The sequence below is a fragment of the Marinobacter lipolyticus genome, from assembly GCF_018424605.1.
Classification (GTDB): Bacteria; Pseudomonadota; Gammaproteobacteria; order Pseudomonadales; family Oleiphilaceae; genus Marinobacter; species Marinobacter lipolyticus_B.
Window position 1 is genome coordinate 173,900 of sequence record NZ_QTKT01000001.1, and the last position, 16,972, is coordinate 190,871.

A 16,972-nucleotide genomic window follows, 5' to 3' on the forward strand; every position below is an offset into this window, starting at 1 on the left:
ATCAATGCCCTGGCTTGAGCAAGCCTGGGCCAGCCTGCAAAAGCGGATCGCTGAAAACCGGCTGCCCCACGCCCTGTTGGTGTGTGGTGAGCGAGGTGTGGGCAAACGCCGGTTTGCAGATGCATTGGCATCGCTGCTGATATGCGATGCGCTTGTGGGCAGCGGCAACCAGGGCAATCAGCCGTGCGGGGAGTGTAAGCAGTGCGAGTTGGTGGGCGCGGGAACACACCCGGATATCCGCCTCTATACCCCTGAAAAGTCTCGGATGATCAAAATTGATCAGATTCGGGCGCTGTCGGCGTTCGCAGTTTCGTCGCCTCAGGTCGGGCGCAGAAAGATTGCCATCATTGACCGGGCGGACCAGCTCAACATCAACTCCGCCAATGCGCTGCTGAAAACGCTCGAAGAGCCCTCCGACGATGTGGTGTTGATTCTGCTGCAGGAGAGCGGGCGCCCGGTGTTACCAACCATACGATCCCGCTGTCAGTCGCTGCTTATACAGTCCCCGCAGGAAGAGGAAGCGGCACGCTGGCTGAGCACCGAGGTGATGAAGCTGGATGAACAGGAGCGCCCGACCGCCGAGCAATGCGCCCGGGCGCTGTCGCTGGCGGCCAATGCGCCACGGTTAGCACTGGAATACCTGAGCGGTGAGTTCCTGGCGCAGCGGGACCAGGCATTGGACGGCTTCCGCCAGTTCATGAAAGGCCAGATCACCGTGGGAGAGGCAGCGAAACCCTTCAAGGCGATGGGGTTGGATGCCGCCTTGTGGCTGTTTGAACGCTGGGCCGCGGATCTTGCGAGAATCGGCGTCGGTGGCCAGCCGCAGGATCCGGATGCGGTAGACATGCTGGGGTATCTGGCCCGGAACAATCCGCCGTGGCGAGCTCATCAGTTGCTCGACAGCATCCACGAAGCCCGCTCTGCGGCGGTCTACAATGTCAACCCGGAACTGGAAGCCAGTCGCCTGTTGATAGCCTGGCAGGCGCTGATGCCGTCCCGCCAGCGTACCTCGGCCTGAATCGTGTTGCGACGCCGCTCAGGCAGAGCGATTCCGGGCGACGGCTGCTATCATTGGGACACAACGTGGAATTTTTTCGATTCCTGAAAACAAACAGATACATAGCAAAATAAAAAGGTGTGATTTATGGGCCCCGGTTTTGGCGCACGCAGTGGCATACTGACCCTCACCATCAAGGATAAGGCCGTGCTGTACGCGGCGTACATGCCCTATATCCGTCAGGGTGGCTTGTTTATTCCGACGCAGAAGCAGTATCAGCTTGGCGACGAGGTGTTCCTGCTGCTGAACCTGATGGATGAGCCTGAAAAAATCCCGGTGGCGGGAAAGGTCGTGTGGATCACGCCGAAAGGCGCACAGGGCAACCGGGCGGCTGGGATCGGCGTTCAATTCAACGGCGACGACGAAACCGCAAGAACCAAAATTGAATCCTATCTGGCCGGGTCACTGAGTTCAGACCGACCAACCCACACCATGTAACCGGAAGCGAACCAGCCCCTTAATGAATGATATTGCGTCACCCCCTGACAAGGCCGCCGAGACTCGCTGTAACGAGATTATCTGGCCGCTGAGAGATATAACGCTGGCGGGCCTCCACTGGCCGGCGGCGCAGCCGTCCGGCGAGGCCTGCCCGATCCTGATGCTCCATGGCTGGCTGGACAACAGCCTGACGTTTGCTCGTCTCGCCCCTGAGCTTGCGGAATCGCGGGAGGTATTCAGCGTTGACATGGCCGGCCATGGGCATTCCGGCCATCGCCCATCTGGGCAGAGTTACCTGCTGATGGATTACGTGGCCGATCTGGCGGAACTGGTGGAGCGACATTTCAGTGACCGGGATGATCCCAGAGTGGATCTGGTGGGGCACTCTCTCGGCGGTATCGTTTGTGTGCTTTATGCAGCGGCGTTTCCCGAGCATGTCCGCAGCCTGGTGATGATCGACAGTCTCGGACCGATAAGTCGCCCACCCGCGGAGACCATTCCACAATTGCGTAAGGCCATAAAGAAACGGCTGGCCGGATCCGGCAAACCGGTGGTCTATCCGGACACGCGCACCGCCGGCAAGGCCCGCGAGGGTGGTCTCAGCCCGCTGTCCACCGAAGCGGCCATGACGCTGATTCCCCGCAACATGAAGCCCGTTGAGGGCGGTTTCGTCTGGCGTACCGATCCCCGGTTACGGCACCCTTCGCCGATGATGCTGGAAGAGTCCCAGGTGCTCGCGTCCCTTGGTGAGCTCAGCACCCGGACGCTGTTTATTCGTGCCGAGGAGGGCCTGCTGGCCTACCGTAAGGGTTGGCAGCCGCGACTGGATGCGATTCCTCACCTGGTAACAGTGACTGTGCCCGGTGGACACCACTGTCACCTTGACGGCGATGTTGCGCCGGTCAGCCATGCGATCAAGGCGTTCATCAACCATGAAGCATAACCTTGCCTACCTGTTCTTTGCCGCCGCGCTCTGCTGGTATCCGGCCAGCGCCCATGCCGCCGAAGCAGACCCGGGCGCCGTGCCGGAGTCGTTCCCCAACTCGTCCCTCGAGGCCGAGGTTCCGATCGTTTCGTCCGGGCATCTGGTGTTGTTCAGCCCGGTGAGGGAAGTGAATAACCAGATTCGTTCCGAGAAAATGGCCAGAATCCCGGTGAACGGTGTCGGGCAGCTGTACCAGATCCGCCGCGATTCCAGCCGCCAGGCCGCCCGGGAACATTACCAGCGCGCTCTGCAGGCTCGGGGTGCTCAGGTCCTTTTCGAATGCAGTGGTCGCAGTTGCGGGCGCAGCAACGTGTGGGCCAACCAGATATTCGATCAGGCGACGCTCTACGGGCGGGATACGGAGCAGGACTATCTGGTAGCCGCAGTGACAGACAGCGCCGGTAACACCTGGCTTACCCTGGTATACACGGTGACCCGGGGCAATCAGCGCGAATACGTCTGGGTCGAGCACCTCGACGTGGGTGAGGGGGCCGCGGTGCCCGGCCTGGATTCCGCCAACGCCAGGATCCGGGGCCCGATCATCGTGCCCTGGCAGGGTGGTATCACCTACCGCTTTGACTGGAGCGCCACGGATCGTCGGATGCTCACTAACTGGACAGGTGAAGAGGGCGTTCACGTCGTGCTGACCGGTTACTCGTCGCTGACGGAGGGCGAAAGTTTCAGCGATGCCATGGAACGGGCAGCGCAGGCCCTGGAGTCCATGTCGCAGGTCCTCGATAAGAGCGGTGTGTCGAAAGACCTGCAGACTCTGATTACGGTGGGCCCGGCGGTGGTTGTACCGTCGCCGGATCGCCAGGGCGACCGCATAGAAATCGTTGTGATTACGAGGTGAGGCTGGTGAACAAACCCACGGACGACAAGAACGGCGTGCCGAACTCCGCCCCGGATGAGGCCACCTCCGACGGCGCTTCTGCCGTCATGAAAAGCTCCGATCTCTCGGCCGCCAAGGCGCCCGCAAGCACGGAGAAAAAAACCACCAGACCCGGCAAGGGAAAGACCGTTGCCCTGACCCTCGGCAGCGGCGGTGCCCGTGGCTACGCCCATATTGGCGCCATCGAGATCCTGCAGGAGCGCGGTTACGAAATCATCGCGATTTCCGGCTGCTCCATGGGTGCGCTGATCGGCGGGATGTATGGCGCCGGCAAAATGAAGGACTACAAGGACTGGGTAACCGGGCTAGGCCAGTTCGACGTGCTCAGGCTGCTCGATGTTACGTTCAGCGCCGTTGGTGCCATTCGCGGGGAAAAAATCTTTTCGGTGGTGCGGGAAATGCTCGGCGATACCCGTATCGAGGACTTGTCTATCGCCTACACCTCGGTGGCGACCGATCTGCTCGCCCACAAGGAGGTGTGGTTTCAGGAAGGCCCGCTGGATCAGGCTATCCGTGCCTCTGTGGCGATCCCGGGCGTGGTGACGCCGCTGGTGCTGAATGGCCGCGTGCTGGTTGACGGCGCGGTGCTGAATCCATTGCCGATCAACCCGACCATATCCTCCCACGCGGACATGGTGGTGGCGGTGAATCTCAGTGGTGAAGACGATCGGCGGCGCCGCATTCCCGATGCAGCGTTCAGCGAGGCCGCCGAAGGCGACGAATGGGTCGATGTGCTGCGGGAGAAGGCCTCGCGCTGGTTCGACTGGGACGCAATAAAAACGTTTACCGGTAAGAAAGCCGTTGGCGCTGACGAGGACACGCCCGAGGAAAAGATCAGCAAAGCCGTGGAGCAAGAAGCAGAGGCGTCTATCTCGCTTCCCGAAACGATCGACTGGGACAAGCTGGGTATTGGCAAGTTCGACGTGATGAACCTGACCATTGAGACGATGCAAAGCGCCCTGGTGCAATACAAGATCGCCGGCTATCCGCCGGATCTTCTGGTCAACGTGCCCAAAAACGCCTGCCGCAGTTACGATTACCACAAAGCGCCGGAACTGATTCAGCTGGGTCGCGAACGCATGGCGGCGGCCCTGGACCGGTACGAAGACAGCCGTACCAGCTCCGGGCCGCTGGCCATTTGACGGTTCCGGCCCCGGGGCTGCAGAGCGTTGGCCAATCAGCGTATAATGCCCACCTCACACGCACTTACACAGGAACCGCAATTCCGTGACCAGCCCTATCGATGATCTGGTGACCGTGAGGGATTACCTCCGGTACGTATCCTCACAGTTTTCTGCATCGCTCCTGTACTACGGTCATGGCACGGACAACGTGTGGGATGAGGCCGTTCAACTGGTCATGCGTTCTCTGCACCTGCCGCTGGAGAACAATACCCTGTTTCTCGACGCTCGCCTGACCCGGGAAGAACGGGAGCTGATCATCAGCCGTATGCGCCGCCGGATTGAGGAAAGGGTACCGCTGGCGTATCTGTTGGGCGAGGCCTGGTTCATGGGGCTGCCTTTCAACGTGGATGAACGAGTTCTGGTGCCACGGTCGCCGATCGGTGAGCTGATCGAGCGTGGCTTGCAGCCATGGCTTGGGGATCTCCCGGTCGAGCGTATTCTTGACCTGTGCACCGGCAGCGGGTGCATCGGCATAGGGGCGGCAACGGTGTTCGAGGGCGCCAATGTCGACCTGGCGGATATCTCCGCCGACGCGCTTGAGGTGGCGGCTTCCAATATCGCCTTGCACGAACTTCAGGACCGGGTGCGCACCGTACAATCCGACGTGTTCAGCGGTATTGAGGGGCGCTACGATGTTATCCTGAGTAATCCGCCCTATGTGGACGCTGACGACCTGGCCGGCATGCCGGATGAGTTTCGCCATGAGCCGGAGTTGGGGCTGGCAGCCGGCGTTGACGGTCTGGACATAGCGCACCGGATCATTGCGGAAGCGGCAAATCATCTGAATCCGGGTGGCTTACTCATCGTGGAGGTGGGCAATAGCTGGGTAGCCCTTGATCAGGCGTACCCAGATCTGCCGATCACCTGGCTGGATTTCGAGAATGGTGGAGACGGTGTGTTTGTTATTACCGCCGATGACCTGCGCCAGTGGCAGGGCAGATCCTGAGAATTACTTTATAAACCTTTTATAAGATATTGAATCATGTCGGGAAATACGTTCGGAAAGTTGTTCACGGTCACCACCTTCGGTGAAAGTCACGGGGCTGCCCTTGGTTGTATTATCGATGGCTGCCCTCCTGGTCTCGAGCTGTCCGAAGCGGACATGCAGCGGGATCTGGACCGTCGCAAGCCGGGGACATCCCGACACACCACCCAGCGCCGTGAAGCGGACGAAGTGAAAATTCTGTCCGGGGTATTCGAGGGCCGAACCACCGGAACGCCGATTGGTCTGGTGATCGAGAATACCGATCAGCGCTCCAAGGACTATTCCAAGATCTCGGAACAGTTCCGCCCGGCGCATGCCGATTACACCTACGCCCATAAGTACGGGGTTCGGGATTACCGTGGCGGTGGCCGTTCCTCCGCACGGGAAACTGCGATGCGGGTCGCCGCCGGCGCGGTGGCGCGAAAGTTTCTCGAGCAGCGCCTGGGCATCACCATTCGGGGTTACCTTTCCCAGTTGGGGCCGATCAGAGCGGAGAAGCTCGATTGGGATCAGGTTCACCAGAACCCGTTCTTCTGCCCGGATGCCGACAAGGTAGCGAAAATGGAAGAGTACATGGACGCGCTTCGCAAAGAGGGCGATTCCATCGGTGCGCGCATCAATGTGGTGGCTGAGGGCGTTCCTCCCGGTCTTGGCGAGCCCATTTTCGACCGCCTGGACGCGGATCTCGCCCACGCACTGATGAGTATCAATGCCGTTAAGGGCGTGGAGATTGGCGCCGGGTTCGGCTGTATCGACCAGAAAGGCACGGAGCACCGGGACGAGATGACCCCCGAGGGTTTTCTCTCCAACCACGCGGGCGGAGTGCTGGGAGGCATTTCCTCAGGGCAGCCGATCCTGGCGAGCATTGCCCTCAAGCCCACGTCCAGCCTGCGGTTGCCGGGGCGGAGTATCGATGTGCACGGCAATCCGGTGGAGGTGATTACCACCGGCCGCCACGACCCCTGTGTCGGGATCCGCGCCACGCCCATCGCCGAGGCGATGATGGCCATCGTGCTGATGGACCATTACCTGCGCCACCGGGGGCAGAACGGTGATGTATCGGTTTCCACCCCGGTACTCGGTCAGCTCTGATACGCCCTGAGTGAGGATTGTCTATTTACTGGCGGCTTTCTAACCTCTACTTCTGGTTTTTTGCCCTCCTCGGGGGGCTTTTGCCGTATTGGTCTCTCTATCTGGAGGGGCAGGGCTTTTCCTATCTTCAGATTGCCACGTTGATGGCGACCATCCAGCTCACCAAAATCGTGGCACCCAGCGTTTGGGGCTGGCTCGGTGACCGGACCGGCCAGCGGGTGCGGCTGGTTCGGTTTGGCGCCATCACCGGATCGCTGTTCTTTGCCGGAGTTTTTCTGGAACCGGGTTTTTGGGGCCTGCTGCTGGTGATGCTGGCATTTACCTTCTTCTGGAATGCCATTCTGCCCTTGTATGAGGTCATCACCCTGCGAAGCCTCGGCCAACAGAAAGACCGGTACGGCAAGGTCAGGCTGTGGGGGTCGGTGGGGTTCATCGGTGCCGTAGCGCTGGTTGGCGGCATTCTGGAGTGGGTGCCGATCCAGACCTTGCCCTGGCTGCTGCTGCCGGTGTTTGCCGGGATCGCGGTATCCGCGTTTCTGGTGCCGTCAGAGCGCGGGGAGCAAAAACCGCCCGCGCCCGAAGGCAGTCTCAGGGCGATTGTGACCCACCCCGCGGTGGTGGCGTTCTTCCTGATGAACTTCCTGCTCCAGGTCTCCCACGGGGCGTATTACACCTTTTTCAGTATTCATCTGGAGCAGCATGGTTACGGCAAGCTCTCTATTGGCCTGTTGTGGTCACTTGGGGTGCTGGCGGAGATCGGGCTATTCCTTATCATGCACAGACTGACCCGGCGGTTGTCGGTGCGTCAGATTGCAATCGGTGCGTTGACCCTCACGATGATTCGCTGGATCCTGATTGCCGAGCTCACCGGCTCGGTGGTTGTGCTGGTCTTTGCGCAGCTGCTGCATGCCGCCTCATACGGCGCGCTGCACGCCATTTCGGTTCAGTATGTTCAGGGTTTCTTCGGTAAACATCACCATGGCCAGGGACAGGCGCTGTACAGCGGTCTGACGTTTGGCGCCGGCGGTGCCCTGGGTGCCTGGCTTTCCGGCTTTCTGGTGGAAGGCTTCAGTACCGCGGCCGCGTTCTGGGGCGGTGCGGCGGCCATGCTGGTCGCCATTGTCATCACCTGGCGCGGCTTGCGCCCTCCGCCTTCCGGCGACGAAGGACTTGCCGGCTGACCGCTAGCGGATGACCGGTTGCTGTTCTTCCTGCTGAACCACATCAATCAGTGCCCTCGCGGCGCTGGACAGCTGGCGTCCGGCTAATCCGACCGCCCCCAGCACCCGGGTAACCGGAATGCCCGGATCGAGACGCTGCACGCTGTTATCCACCATGCTCAAGGGGAGTACGCTCCAGCCCAGGCCAACGCTGGTCATCATCTTGATCGTCTCCAGATAGTTTGTGGGCATTTGAGGGTGTAGTGGCAGGTTGGCTTCCAGGAACAGTCGACTGACCACGCGGTAGGTGGCGGTGGTGGTGTCAGGAAGCAGCGCGGGGTACTGGGCCAGGTCCGCCAGGGTCAGGGCTTCCCGGGTGGCCAGGCTATGTTCCGGTCCACAAACGAAGGCCATGGGGTCCGCCCATTGCTCATACACCCTGAAATGCCGGTCCATGCTGTCGCTGAGCGTCACAAACGCCAGTTCCGCGTTGCGCTTGCGCATTTGCTCGTAGGCCGCGTCGGACTCCATGAATTGCAGGCTCAGTGCGACGTCGGGGAAGTTCCGGGTGAATCGCCGCAACCAGTTGGGCAGATGGTGCAGGCCAATGTGGTGGCTGGCAATAATGGGCAGTTCCCCTTCCACGGTAGCGGAGTCCGCCGACAGCGCCATTCGCGCGTTGTGGATTTCATCAACGATCCTGCGGGCGTGGGGCAGCAGCCGGGCGCCGGCATCGGTCATCCGCAATTGACGATGGCTGCGGTCGATCAATGTTGCACCCAACTGATTCTCGAGCGCCGCCAGTCGCTTGGAAATCGCCGGCTGGGTTAGATGGAGAGTGTCGGCGGCCTCGGAAAACGAGCCCTGATCGACAATGGTCAGGAATGCTTTTAGAGAATTTGATTCCATGCTGCTTCGGCCCGGCGCTTGGGATGGGTGTTGCTACTAAAGCATAACGCTAAAGTATGCCTGCCTGGAATGCAACGAATGAAAAACATGAATTGAGGTTATTGGGTTCAAGGCGGTAAACTGAGCACATCCAAGTGATAAACCAAAACCCCCAGAGAGTGAGAGAGATCATGGCGGGCAAGACCTTATACGACAAATTGTGGGACGACCATCTCGTCAAACAGCGCGATGACGGCTCCGCGCTGATATACATCGACAGACAACTTCTCCACGAGGTGACCTCACCGCAGGCCTTTGAGGGTCTTCGGCTGGCAGGCCGCAAGCCTTGGCGGCTGGACGCCAACCTGGCAACGCCTGATCATAACGTGCCCACCACGGACCGCGACCGCGGCGTTGAGGGCATTGTCGATCCGGTATCCCGCATCCAGGTGGAAACCCTGGACAAGAACTGCGATGAGTTCGGTATCCTCGAGTTCAAGATCAAGGATCAGCGCCAGGGCATCGTGCACGTTATCGGGCCGGAGCAGGGTGCGACGCTGCCCGGGATGAGCATTGTCTGTGGCGACTCCCACACGTCTACCCACGGCGCTTTTGGCTGTCTGGCCCACGGTATCGGAACCAGCGAAGTGGAGCACGTGCTGGCGACCCAGTGCCTGGTCCAGAAGAAAATGAAGAACATGCTGGTAAAAGTGAATGGCAAGCTGGGTCCGGGTGTGACCGGCAAAGACGTGGTGCTGGCAATTATCGGCCGGATCGGCACCGCTGGCGGCACCGGTTATGCGATTGAATTCGGGGGCGATGCCATCCGGGGGCTGAGCATGGAAGCCCGCATGACCATCTGCAACATGTCCATCGAGGCCGGTGCCCGGGTGGGTATGGTCGCCGTTGACGACAACACCATCAATTACGTCAAGGGGCGGCCATTCTCGCCGACCGGCGAAAGCTGGGAGGCGGCGGTCAAATACTGGCGTACGCTTCACAGTGATGACGACGCGGTCTTCGACAAAGTGGTCGAGCTTGACGGTGCGGACATCAAACCTCAGGTCAGTTGGGGAACCTCGCCGGAAATGGTGGCCGGTATCGACGGTCGGGTGCCGGACCCGGAGCAGGAGTCCGATCCGATCAAGCGTGAAGGCATCGTCCGCGCCCTGAAATACATGGGGCTGGCGCCCAACCAGGCGATCACCGATATCCAGCTGGATCGCGTATTTATCGGTTCCTGTACCAACAGCCGTATCGAAGATCTGCGGGAAGCGGCGGCCGTGGTCAAGGGTCGCAAGGTTTCTCCCACGCTCAAGCAGGCCATGGTCGTGCCGGGTTCCGGTCTGGTGAAGGCCCAGGCCGAAGAAGAGGGCCTGGATAAGATCTTCCTGGAGGCAGGGTTGGAGTGGCGCGACCCGGGTTGCTCAATGTGCCTGGCGATGAACGCCGATAAGCTCGGGCAGGGGGAACACTGTGCCTCCACGTCGAACCGTAATTTCGAAGGGCGTCAGGGGTTCGGTGGCCGCACCCACCTGGTCAGCCCGGCGATGGCGGCCGCCGCTGCGGTATCCGGCCATTTCGTTGATGTCCGCGAACTGATGAACTGATCCACAGGAGACAACCATGCGTGCATTTACGCAACATCAGGGCCTGGTGGCCCCCATGGACCGTTCCAATGTGGACACGGACATGATCATTCCCAAGCAGTTCCTGAAATCCATCAAGCGCACCGGGTTCGGCCCGAACCTGTTCGATGAGTTGCGGTACCTTGATGAAGGCAAGCCGGATCAGGACTGCTCCGAGCGCCCGATCAATCCGGATTTCGTGCTTAACCAGGATCGCTACAAGAACGCCAGTGTGCTGCTGGCTCGCAGCAATTTCGGATGCGGCTCAAGTCGTGAGCACGCACCCTGGGCGCTGGACGATTACGGTTTTCGGGTAATCATCGCACCGAGTTTTGCCGACATCTTCTACAACAACTGCTTTAAGAATGGGTTGTTACCCATTGTTCTTGAAGAAAGTATTGTTGATCGTCTATTTCAGGAAGCGGAAGCCGAGGTGGGTTACCAGCTGGCCGTGGACCTGGAAGCCAGGACCGTTACCACGCCATCGGGAGAGTCCTTCGGGTTCGAGGTTGATGACTTCCGCCGGCACTGCCTGTTGAACGGTCTGGATGATATCGGCGTGACCCTGGAAGATGCCGACCTGATCAAATCCTATGAAGACAGCCGTCGCAAAACCGCGCCCTGGTTATTTGGTGCCGGTAGCTGATCGAGCGTCGGTTTGTCCGACGTCGTAATTCATTACATTCAAAATCTGCAAGGAAAGGCTATGTCCAGAACAGTACTCATGTTGCCCGGCGACGGCATCGGTCCGGAAATCGTTGCCGAAGCCGAAAAAGTGCTTCACAAGATTAACGAGCAGTTCGATCTGGGGCTGAGTTTTGAGTCGGGCCTGGTCGGTGGCGCTGCCATTGATCAGACCGACAGCCCGTTGCCCGATGAAACCCTGGAGAAAGCCAGCAAGGCGGACGCCATATTGCTGGGCGCCGTCGGCGGACCGCAGTGGGACGACCTGCCCATGGCGAGGAGGCCGGAAAAGGGGTTGCTGGGGCTGCGCTCCAATCTGGAGTTGTTCGCCAATCTGCGCCCGGCGATTCTGTATCCGCAACTGGCGTCCGCGTCGTCGCTGAAGCCCGAGGTGGTATCCGGTCTGGACATCATGATCGTGCGGGAACTGACCGGCGGCATCTACTTCGGGCAGCCCCGGGGCGTGCGTGAACTGGAGAGCGGTGAGCGCCAGGGATACAACACCTACGCCTACACTGAATCCGAGATCCGCCGCATTGGCCGCGTGGCCTTCGAAGCCGCGCAACAGCGGGGCAAGAAGCTGTGTTCTGTGGACAAGGCCAACGTGCTGGAAGTGACCGTGCTGTGGCGGGAAATCATGAACGACCTGCGCCGTGAATATCCGGACGTGGAGCTGTCCCACATGTATGTCGATAATGCGGCCATGCAGCTGGTGCGTGCGCCCAAGCAGTTCGATGTGATTGTGACTGGCAACATGTTTGGTGATATTCTTTCGGACGAAGCGGCTATGCTCACCGGCTCCATCGGTATGTTGCCCTCGGCGTCGCTGAACTCCGAAAAGCAGGGGATGTATGAGCCCTGTCACGGGTCTGCGCCGGATATTGCCGGGCAGGGCATCGCCAATCCGCTGGCCACCATCCTCAGTGCCGCCATGATGCTGCGGTACAGCCTGAACGAGGAGAAAGCCGCCGAAGCTATTGAAGCGGCGGTCAGCAAGGTTCTGGATCAGGGGCTGCGAACAGCGGACATCATGTCCGAAGGCGCCAGCAAAGTCTCCACCCGGGAAATGGGTGAAGCGGTTCTGGCGGCGCTGTAACCGGCAAATCCCTCCCAGTGTATTTGAGACCCGACGGTAACGCGACGCAGTTACCGCGGGATCACCCATCCTGTCCCTGCCAGCGATAAAGGTAGCGGGCGGGCATAAAACGAGGTTCAAAGGTCGCACATGAAGCGAGTTGGACTTGTAGGTTGGCGTGGCATGGTGGGCTCGGTCCTCATGCAGCGCATGCGTGAAGAAAACGATTTCGCTGACATCGAACCGGTCTTTTTTACCACATCCCAGGCTGGCAAGCCGGCACCGGATGTAGGGAAAGAGGGCGTTCCACCACTGCAGGATGCGTTCGACGTCGAGATTCTGAAGACCATGGACGTGATTGTGACCTGTCAGGGTGGCGATTACACCGGTGCGGTTTATCAGAAACTCCGAGACGCGGGCTGGGAAGGCTACTGGATCGATGCGGCATCCACGCTTCGCATGGTGGACCATTCAGTAATTGTTCTGGATCCGGTCAACCGCAACGTGATTGATGCCGCGCTCGACAAGGGCGTGAAAGACTACATCGGCGGCAATTGCACCGTTAGCCTGATGATGCTGGCCCTCGGTGGCCTGCTGGAGCAGGATCTGATTGAGTGGGTATCACCCATGACCTATCAGGCCGCTTCCGGTTCCGGCGCGCAGAATATGCGTGAACTGCTCAATCAGATGGGCGAGCTCAACAACAGCGTCCGTTCCGAGCTTGAGGATCCGTCTTCCGCGATTCTGGAAATTGACCGCAAGGTGACCGAAACCATGCGGTCGGACGGTTTCCCGACCGAGCACTTCCAGGTCCCGCTGGCGGGCAGTCTCATTCCGTTCATCGACAAACAGCTCGACAACGGCATGAGCAAGGAAGAATGGAAAGCCGGTGTTGAAACCAACAAGATCCTCGGGCGCTCGGATAACCCGATCCCGATTGATGGTATCTGCGTGCGGATCGGCGCCATGCGCTCCCACAGTCAGGCGCTGACCATCAAGCTGAAAAAGGATCTGCCGGTCGCGGAAATCGAGTCGATCCTGGCCAAGGCCAACGATTGGGTCAAAGTGATTCCCAATGACCGTGACGCCACCATCGAGGAGCTGACGCCGGCCAAAGTGACCGGAACACTGAGCGTGCCGATCGGTCGCATCCGCAAACTGACCATGGGACCGGAGTACATTTCGGCCTTCACCGTGGGTGATCAGTTGCTGTGGGGCGCTGCCGAACCGCTGCGTCGTATGCTGCGAATTCTGCAGGAACGCTAGTGGCTTTGTAACAGTCGGTATTTATTGCCAACTGTGTCCGGTTTCAGATAACCGGTACGGGGCGGAGGCTGAAATCAGCCTCCGCCCCTGTTATTTTTCATGGGCCAAAGATTCGAAAGAGCGCGAGCTGATCATCGTTCGGTAACAGTAAGTTCCAAGCCATTTATCAACAAATGGTGCAACGACTGCAGCTGATTGATTGATAAAGCGGGCTTTATCAACAATACTTGGCCCACTGAATATTAAAAAGATTACATAATAACTATAGAAAACCAGACGGAAGTCATCCAACCTCGTCCGATTCTGTTTGAAAAAGCAGTAACGAATAACGGAGACTGGTAAGGAAAAAGCATGAAGGTACGCAAGCTTGCGGTTGCCCTGGCTCTGGCGGGAGGGCTCGGTTCCGGTGTCGCACAGGCCCTGGGGCTGGGTGAAATTGAATTGCAGTCCTATCTCAATGAGCCTCTGGACGCAGAGATCAACCTGCGCAAAAGCCAGGGGGTAGAGCCGGGCGATGTGTTCGTCAATATCGCCTCAGAGAACGATTATCAACGGGTCGGTATCGACCGTAACCAATTCCTTACCAAGCTTCAGTTCGAGGTGACAACCAGCCGCGATGGCAGCCTGATTGTCAACGTTTCCTCGAGAGAACCCCTTCGTGAGCCGTACCTGAATTTCCTTCTGGAAGTCACGTGGCCCAGCGGGCGTCTGATGCGCGAATACGCTGTGCTGGTTGACCCGCCGGTTTACGCCGAGGAATCGGGGATGGAGGAGCGCGTAGCCGCCCCCGCAACCCGTTCTGAGCCGGCGCCGGAGTCCCGTCAGCAGCCGGCACGCAGTGCGCAGCGCCCAGCCGATGCCGGGGTTGCTTCGCGTTCCGATAGCGGTCCGCGAACCTTTGGTCCAACCAATGCCTCTGATACGTTGTGGCAGATTGCAGCCAGCGTGCGTCCGGACAGCTCGGTCTCCATGCAGCAGGTTATGCTCGCGATCCAGGACCTGAACCCCGATGCCTTCATGGATGGCAACATCAATCGCCTGAAACGCGGTGAGGTGCTGCGAATTCCGGAGCTTGATCAGATTCGCACTCGCAGTGCGGCGGAAGCGAACCGTCAGGTTGCTGCTCAGAACGAAGCCATTGCCAGCCCCCGCCGTACCGTCGACGCAACAGAAACGGCAGCGCCGGACGCTCCCGAGCGTGACGCCGGAAGTGCCGGTGGCGATGAGCTGCGCCTGATTGCCGCCGACGACGCCGGCAGCCGCACAAGCGATGAGGGTGGCTCCGCCGGTGGCGATGGCCAGACCGCAGGCGGCGCAGATGCGGGTTCCGCGGTCGCGATGGAAGAGCTCGACAGCGCGCGCCGTGAAAACCAGGAACTGAATAGCCGCGTTGAAGACTTGCAGGATCAGGTGGAAACGTTGCAGCGCCTGCTGGAGCTGAAAGACAACCAGCTGGCCGAAATGCAGCAAATGGGCGATCAGGATACACCTGAGGCCGAAATGCCGGAGTCTGAAGAGGCCGGAACTGAGGCGCAGCTTGCTGGAGAAGAATCCGCGGCCTCGCAAGGTGAGTCTGCTGAACAGGCAGGCGGGTCTGCTGATCAGGAAACCGCCGTTGCAGAGCCGGATACATCGCTTGAGGCCGATGAAGCCGGCGAGCCATCGGACGTTGCGCAGGCGGAAGGCGACCAGGCTGCCGATGCGGCGCAGCAGGAAGGTGAGAGCGGCGAGCCGGCCGTTGAGGGTGAGGACGTTTCCGTTGCTGAGACGGGAGCTGAGGCGGATGTGGAATCTGGCGCTGAACCCGTAGCCGACGCTGACGCTACAGCTGGCGAGGAGGCAATCGCTGACTCAGCCTCTGAGGAAACCAGCGACGCGCCGGAGCCGGAAGCTGAGGAACAGCCTGAACCCGCGCCGGTTGCAGCGCAACCTGCAACACCGGCCCAGCAACAGGACAAAGGCTTCCCTGGTAACGTCATCGATGCCATCACCAACAATCCGATGTACCAGATTGCACTGGGCGGTGGCCTTGTCCTGTTGTTGTTGATTCTTTTGCTGCTGGCACGCCGCAGCGCCAACCGCGAGAAGGCGTTCTATGAGCAACTGAACGCCGAGGGTGACGACACCTCTGATTCTTTTGACCTGGATCTGGAAGAGAGCGAAGCAGGGGAGGCGTCCGCCGATGAACCTCTGGCCGAGGCAGAAACCTACATTGCCTATGGTCAGACCGATAAGGCGGTCGAAACCCTGGAAGCTGCGATCTCGCGGGAACCGAGCCGCACGGATCTGCGTCTGAAACTGCTGGGCGTGTACGCCGATACCCAGGATCGGGCCTCCTTCGAGAAACAGTACAGCGAGATAGAGGCGCTGGATGATGAGCAGGCGATGGCCGAAGCCAACGTGTTGCGTGATCGTCTGGACGAAGCAGAGGCGATGCCCAGTATCGATGATCTGGAGTCTCAGCTGCGCTCGGATTCCTTTGGTCAGGAAACGTCGGCGTCTGAGTCGACCGATCAGGCCGAAAGCCATCTGACTGATGAAAGCCTCTCAGACCAGTTCGAAACCAGCGAGGCGAGTTCCTCCGAGGAAACGTTCGAGACTGATTTCTCGGAGTTTGACCTTGGGGATACCGCCACCGAGGAGAAGTCTGAACCGGACGCTGGTGAGGAATCCGCTGACAGCGACATGATCGAATACGATCTGTCAGGCCTGGAAACGGAAAGCACGGAAGAAGCGTCCGAAGCCCCGGCAGCGGATTCTGATTCGAAAGCTGCCGAGCCGGAAGAGGACGATCTCAGTTTCGATTTCGACGAGAGCGATCTTGCCTCCGATTCTGAAACCAGCACAGGCGAGGCGGAAGAAGACCTGGCCGACGAGCTGTCGCTCGAAGGTTTTGACGATCTGGAGACAGAGAGCGACCTGGCCACAGAGGACAATGGCGACGCGAAGGGCGAGGCGTTGTCAGGTGAGGCACTCGCGGAATCCGACGAGGACCTCGGTGATCTTGATGAGTCCTTCCTGGATGAACTGGATGCCGAACTCGACAAGGTGGCTGGAGAGGACGCAGACAACGTTTCTGCGGAAGGCGAAGGCTCATCCCTGGACGATCTCGAGCTCGACGTATCCGATGAAGACCTGGCGCTGATGGAGGAGTTCGCCGACTCGGGTGATTCTGCCAATCCGGAAGCACAGGAAGCCGTCGGTCCGGATCTCGACGAGGAGCTGGATCTGGAAGATGCACTGAAGGATGAGAGCAGCGAATCGCCGGAAGAGCTTTCTGCCGAAGCCGAGGATCTGTCAGCCGTCGAAGGCCTTGAGGAAGAGCTGCCGGATCTGGCTGACGAGGCCTCGGATCAGGACGAAGAAATCGCTGAGCCTCCGCTGGCCTCAGATGCGCTCGACAAGAGTGCCCGCCAATCGGCTGTCGATGATATTGATGAGTCCGATCTGGGCGATGACGATGACTTCGATTTCCTCGCCGGTACCGACGAAGCTGCCACCAAACTCGATCTCGCAAGAGCGTACATCGAAATGGGCGATGTTGACGGTGCCAAGGATATTCTCGAAGAGGTGTCCCTGGAAGGAAATGATGAGCAGAAGGCAGAAGCGCAGGATCTTCTTAAAAATCTGTCCTGATT

At 59.6% G+C, this 16,972-nt stretch carries 14 protein-coding genes and 1 pseudogene; 13 read left to right on the forward strand and 2 right to left on the reverse strand.

What is annotated here, in order from left to right; all coding sequences use genetic code 11:
• The first annotated feature begins 4 nt into the window (after positions 1-4).
• The 5 genes from holB (at position 5) to DYI22_RS00770 (ending at position 4,514) form a co-directional block, all read left to right on the forward strand.
• A complete protein-coding gene (gene holB, locus DYI22_RS00750; protein ID WP_213476122.1) occupies positions 5-1,018 on the forward strand; it encodes a DNA polymerase III subunit delta' in 1,014 nt (337 codons plus the stop codon).
• A 126-nt stretch (positions 1,019-1,144) separates the two neighbouring features.
• Positions 1,145-1,495: a PilZ domain-containing protein gene (locus DYI22_RS00755; protein WP_114333655.1), complete on the forward strand. Its 351-nt coding sequence runs from the start codon at positions 1,145-1,147 to the stop codon at positions 1,493-1,495.
• A gap of 22 nt (positions 1,496-1,517) precedes the next feature.
• On the forward strand, positions 1,518-2,438 hold the full coding sequence (locus tag DYI22_RS00760; protein ID WP_213476123.1) for an alpha/beta fold hydrolase: 921 nt from the start codon (positions 1,518-1,520) through the stop codon (positions 2,436-2,438).
• Positions 2,428-3,333 (forward strand): DUF4892 domain-containing protein, encoded by a 906-nt coding sequence (locus DYI22_RS00765; protein ID WP_213476124.1) that lies wholly within the window; start codon positions 2,428-2,430, stop codon positions 3,331-3,333. The genes DYI22_RS00760 and DYI22_RS00765 overlap by 11 nt, the downstream gene beginning before the upstream one ends.
• 86 nt (positions 3,334-3,419) lie before the next feature.
• A complete protein-coding gene (locus DYI22_RS00770; protein WP_213476419.1) occupies positions 3,420-4,514 on the forward strand; it encodes a patatin-like phospholipase family protein in 1,095 nt (364 codons plus the stop codon).
• A gap of 35 nt (positions 4,515-4,549) precedes the next feature.
• On the opposite strand, the pseudogene DYI22_RS17665 reads toward DYI22_RS00770, so the two are convergent.
• Positions 4,550-4,597 (reverse strand): annotated as a pseudogene (locus DYI22_RS17665) (4Fe-4S binding protein); the annotation flags it as partial.
• A 2-nt stretch (positions 4,598-4,599) separates the two neighbouring features.
• Between DYI22_RS17665 and prmB the strand changes: the two are divergent.
• Genes prmB through DYI22_RS00790 form a run of 3 tightly spaced genes read left to right on the forward strand, consistent with a single transcriptional unit; the run spans position 4,600 to position 7,814 of the window.
• A complete protein-coding gene (gene prmB / locus DYI22_RS00780) occupies positions 4,600-5,502 on the forward strand; it encodes a 50S ribosomal protein L3 N(5)-glutamine methyltransferase (protein WP_213476125.1) in 903 nt (300 codons plus the stop codon).
• A 36-nt stretch (positions 5,503-5,538) separates the two neighbouring features.
• On the forward strand, positions 5,539-6,633 hold the full coding sequence (gene aroC / locus DYI22_RS00785) for a chorismate synthase (RefSeq protein WP_213476126.1): 1,095 nt from the start codon (positions 5,539-5,541) through the stop codon (positions 6,631-6,633).
• 17 nt (positions 6,634-6,650) lie between these two features.
• A complete protein-coding gene (locus tag DYI22_RS00790; RefSeq protein ID WP_228300721.1) occupies positions 6,651-7,814 on the forward strand; it encodes an MFS transporter in 1,164 nt (387 codons plus the stop codon).
• 3 nt (positions 7,815-7,817) lie between these two features.
• On the opposite strand, the gene DYI22_RS00795 is transcribed toward DYI22_RS00790, so the two are convergent.
• Complete coding sequence (locus tag DYI22_RS00795; RefSeq protein ID WP_213476127.1) at positions 7,818-8,702, reverse strand: LysR family transcriptional regulator; 885 nt, start codon at positions 8,700-8,702, stop codon at positions 7,818-7,820.
• A gap of 170 nt (positions 8,703-8,872) precedes the next feature.
• Here DYI22_RS00795 and leuC point away from each other — a divergent pair, with 170 nt between their 5' ends.
• From leuC to DYI22_RS00820, 5 genes are all read left to right on the forward strand, one after another.
• Positions 8,873-10,291, forward strand: a complete 1,419-nt coding sequence (gene leuC, locus DYI22_RS00800; RefSeq protein WP_213476128.1) for a 3-isopropylmalate dehydratase large subunit — start codon at positions 8,873-8,875, stop codon at positions 10,289-10,291.
• Between the two features lie 16 nt (positions 10,292-10,307).
• The gene (gene leuD, locus DYI22_RS00805; protein ID WP_213476129.1) at positions 10,308-10,955 is read left to right on the forward strand and encodes a 3-isopropylmalate dehydratase small subunit; all 648 of its coding nucleotides are present in this window, start codon (positions 10,308-10,310) and stop codon (positions 10,953-10,955) included.
• 60 nt (positions 10,956-11,015) lie between these two features.
• Positions 11,016-12,089: a 3-isopropylmalate dehydrogenase gene (gene leuB / locus DYI22_RS00810; protein ID WP_213476130.1), complete on the forward strand. Its 1,074-nt coding sequence runs from the start codon at positions 11,016-11,018 to the stop codon at positions 12,087-12,089.
• A 129-nt stretch (positions 12,090-12,218) separates the two neighbouring features.
• Positions 12,219-13,334 (forward strand): aspartate-semialdehyde dehydrogenase, encoded by a 1,116-nt coding sequence (gene asd, locus DYI22_RS00815; RefSeq protein ID WP_213476131.1) that lies wholly within the window; start codon positions 12,219-12,221, stop codon positions 13,332-13,334.
• Between the two features lie 351 nt (positions 13,335-13,685).
• A complete protein-coding gene (locus DYI22_RS00820) occupies positions 13,686-16,970 on the forward strand; it encodes a FimV/HubP family polar landmark protein (protein ID WP_213476132.1) in 3,285 nt (1,094 codons plus the stop codon).
• The last annotated feature ends 2 nt before the right edge of the window (positions 16,971-16,972 follow it).

Bases quoted from the DNA above. Each gene is read 5' to 3' on its own strand.
- holB (WP_213476122.1), top strand. From the start codon at position 5: ATGCCCTGGCTTGAGCAAGCCTGGGCCAGCCTGCAAAAGCGGATCGCT.
- DYI22_RS00755 (WP_114333655.1), top strand. From the start codon at position 1,145: ATGGGCCCCGGTTTTGGCGCACGCAGTGGCATACTGACCCTCACCATC.
- DYI22_RS00760 (WP_213476123.1), top strand. From the start codon at position 1,518: ATGAATGATATTGCGTCACCCCCTGACAAGGCCGCCGAGACTCGCTGT.
- DYI22_RS00765 (WP_213476124.1), top strand. From the start codon at position 2,428: ATGAAGCATAACCTTGCCTACCTGTTCTTTGCCGCCGCGCTCTGCTGG.
- DYI22_RS00770 (WP_213476419.1), top strand. From the start codon at position 3,420: ATGAAAAGCTCCGATCTCTCGGCCGCCAAGGCGCCCGCAAGCACGGAG.
- aroC (WP_213476126.1), top strand. From the start codon at position 5,539: ATGTCGGGAAATACGTTCGGAAAGTTGTTCACGGTCACCACCTTCGGT.
- DYI22_RS00795 (WP_213476127.1), bottom strand. From the start codon at position 8,702: ATGGAATCAAATTCTCTAAAAGCATTCCTGACCATTGTCGATCAGGGC.
- leuC (WP_213476128.1), top strand. From the start codon at position 8,873: ATGGCGGGCAAGACCTTATACGACAAATTGTGGGACGACCATCTCGTC.
- leuD (WP_213476129.1), top strand. From the start codon at position 10,308: ATGCGTGCATTTACGCAACATCAGGGCCTGGTGGCCCCCATGGACCGT.
- leuB (WP_213476130.1), top strand. From the start codon at position 11,016: ATGTCCAGAACAGTACTCATGTTGCCCGGCGACGGCATCGGTCCGGAA.
- asd (WP_213476131.1), top strand. From the start codon at position 12,219: ATGAAGCGAGTTGGACTTGTAGGTTGGCGTGGCATGGTGGGCTCGGTC.
- DYI22_RS00820 (WP_213476132.1), top strand. From the start codon at position 13,686: ATGAAGGTACGCAAGCTTGCGGTTGCCCTGGCTCTGGCGGGAGGGCTC.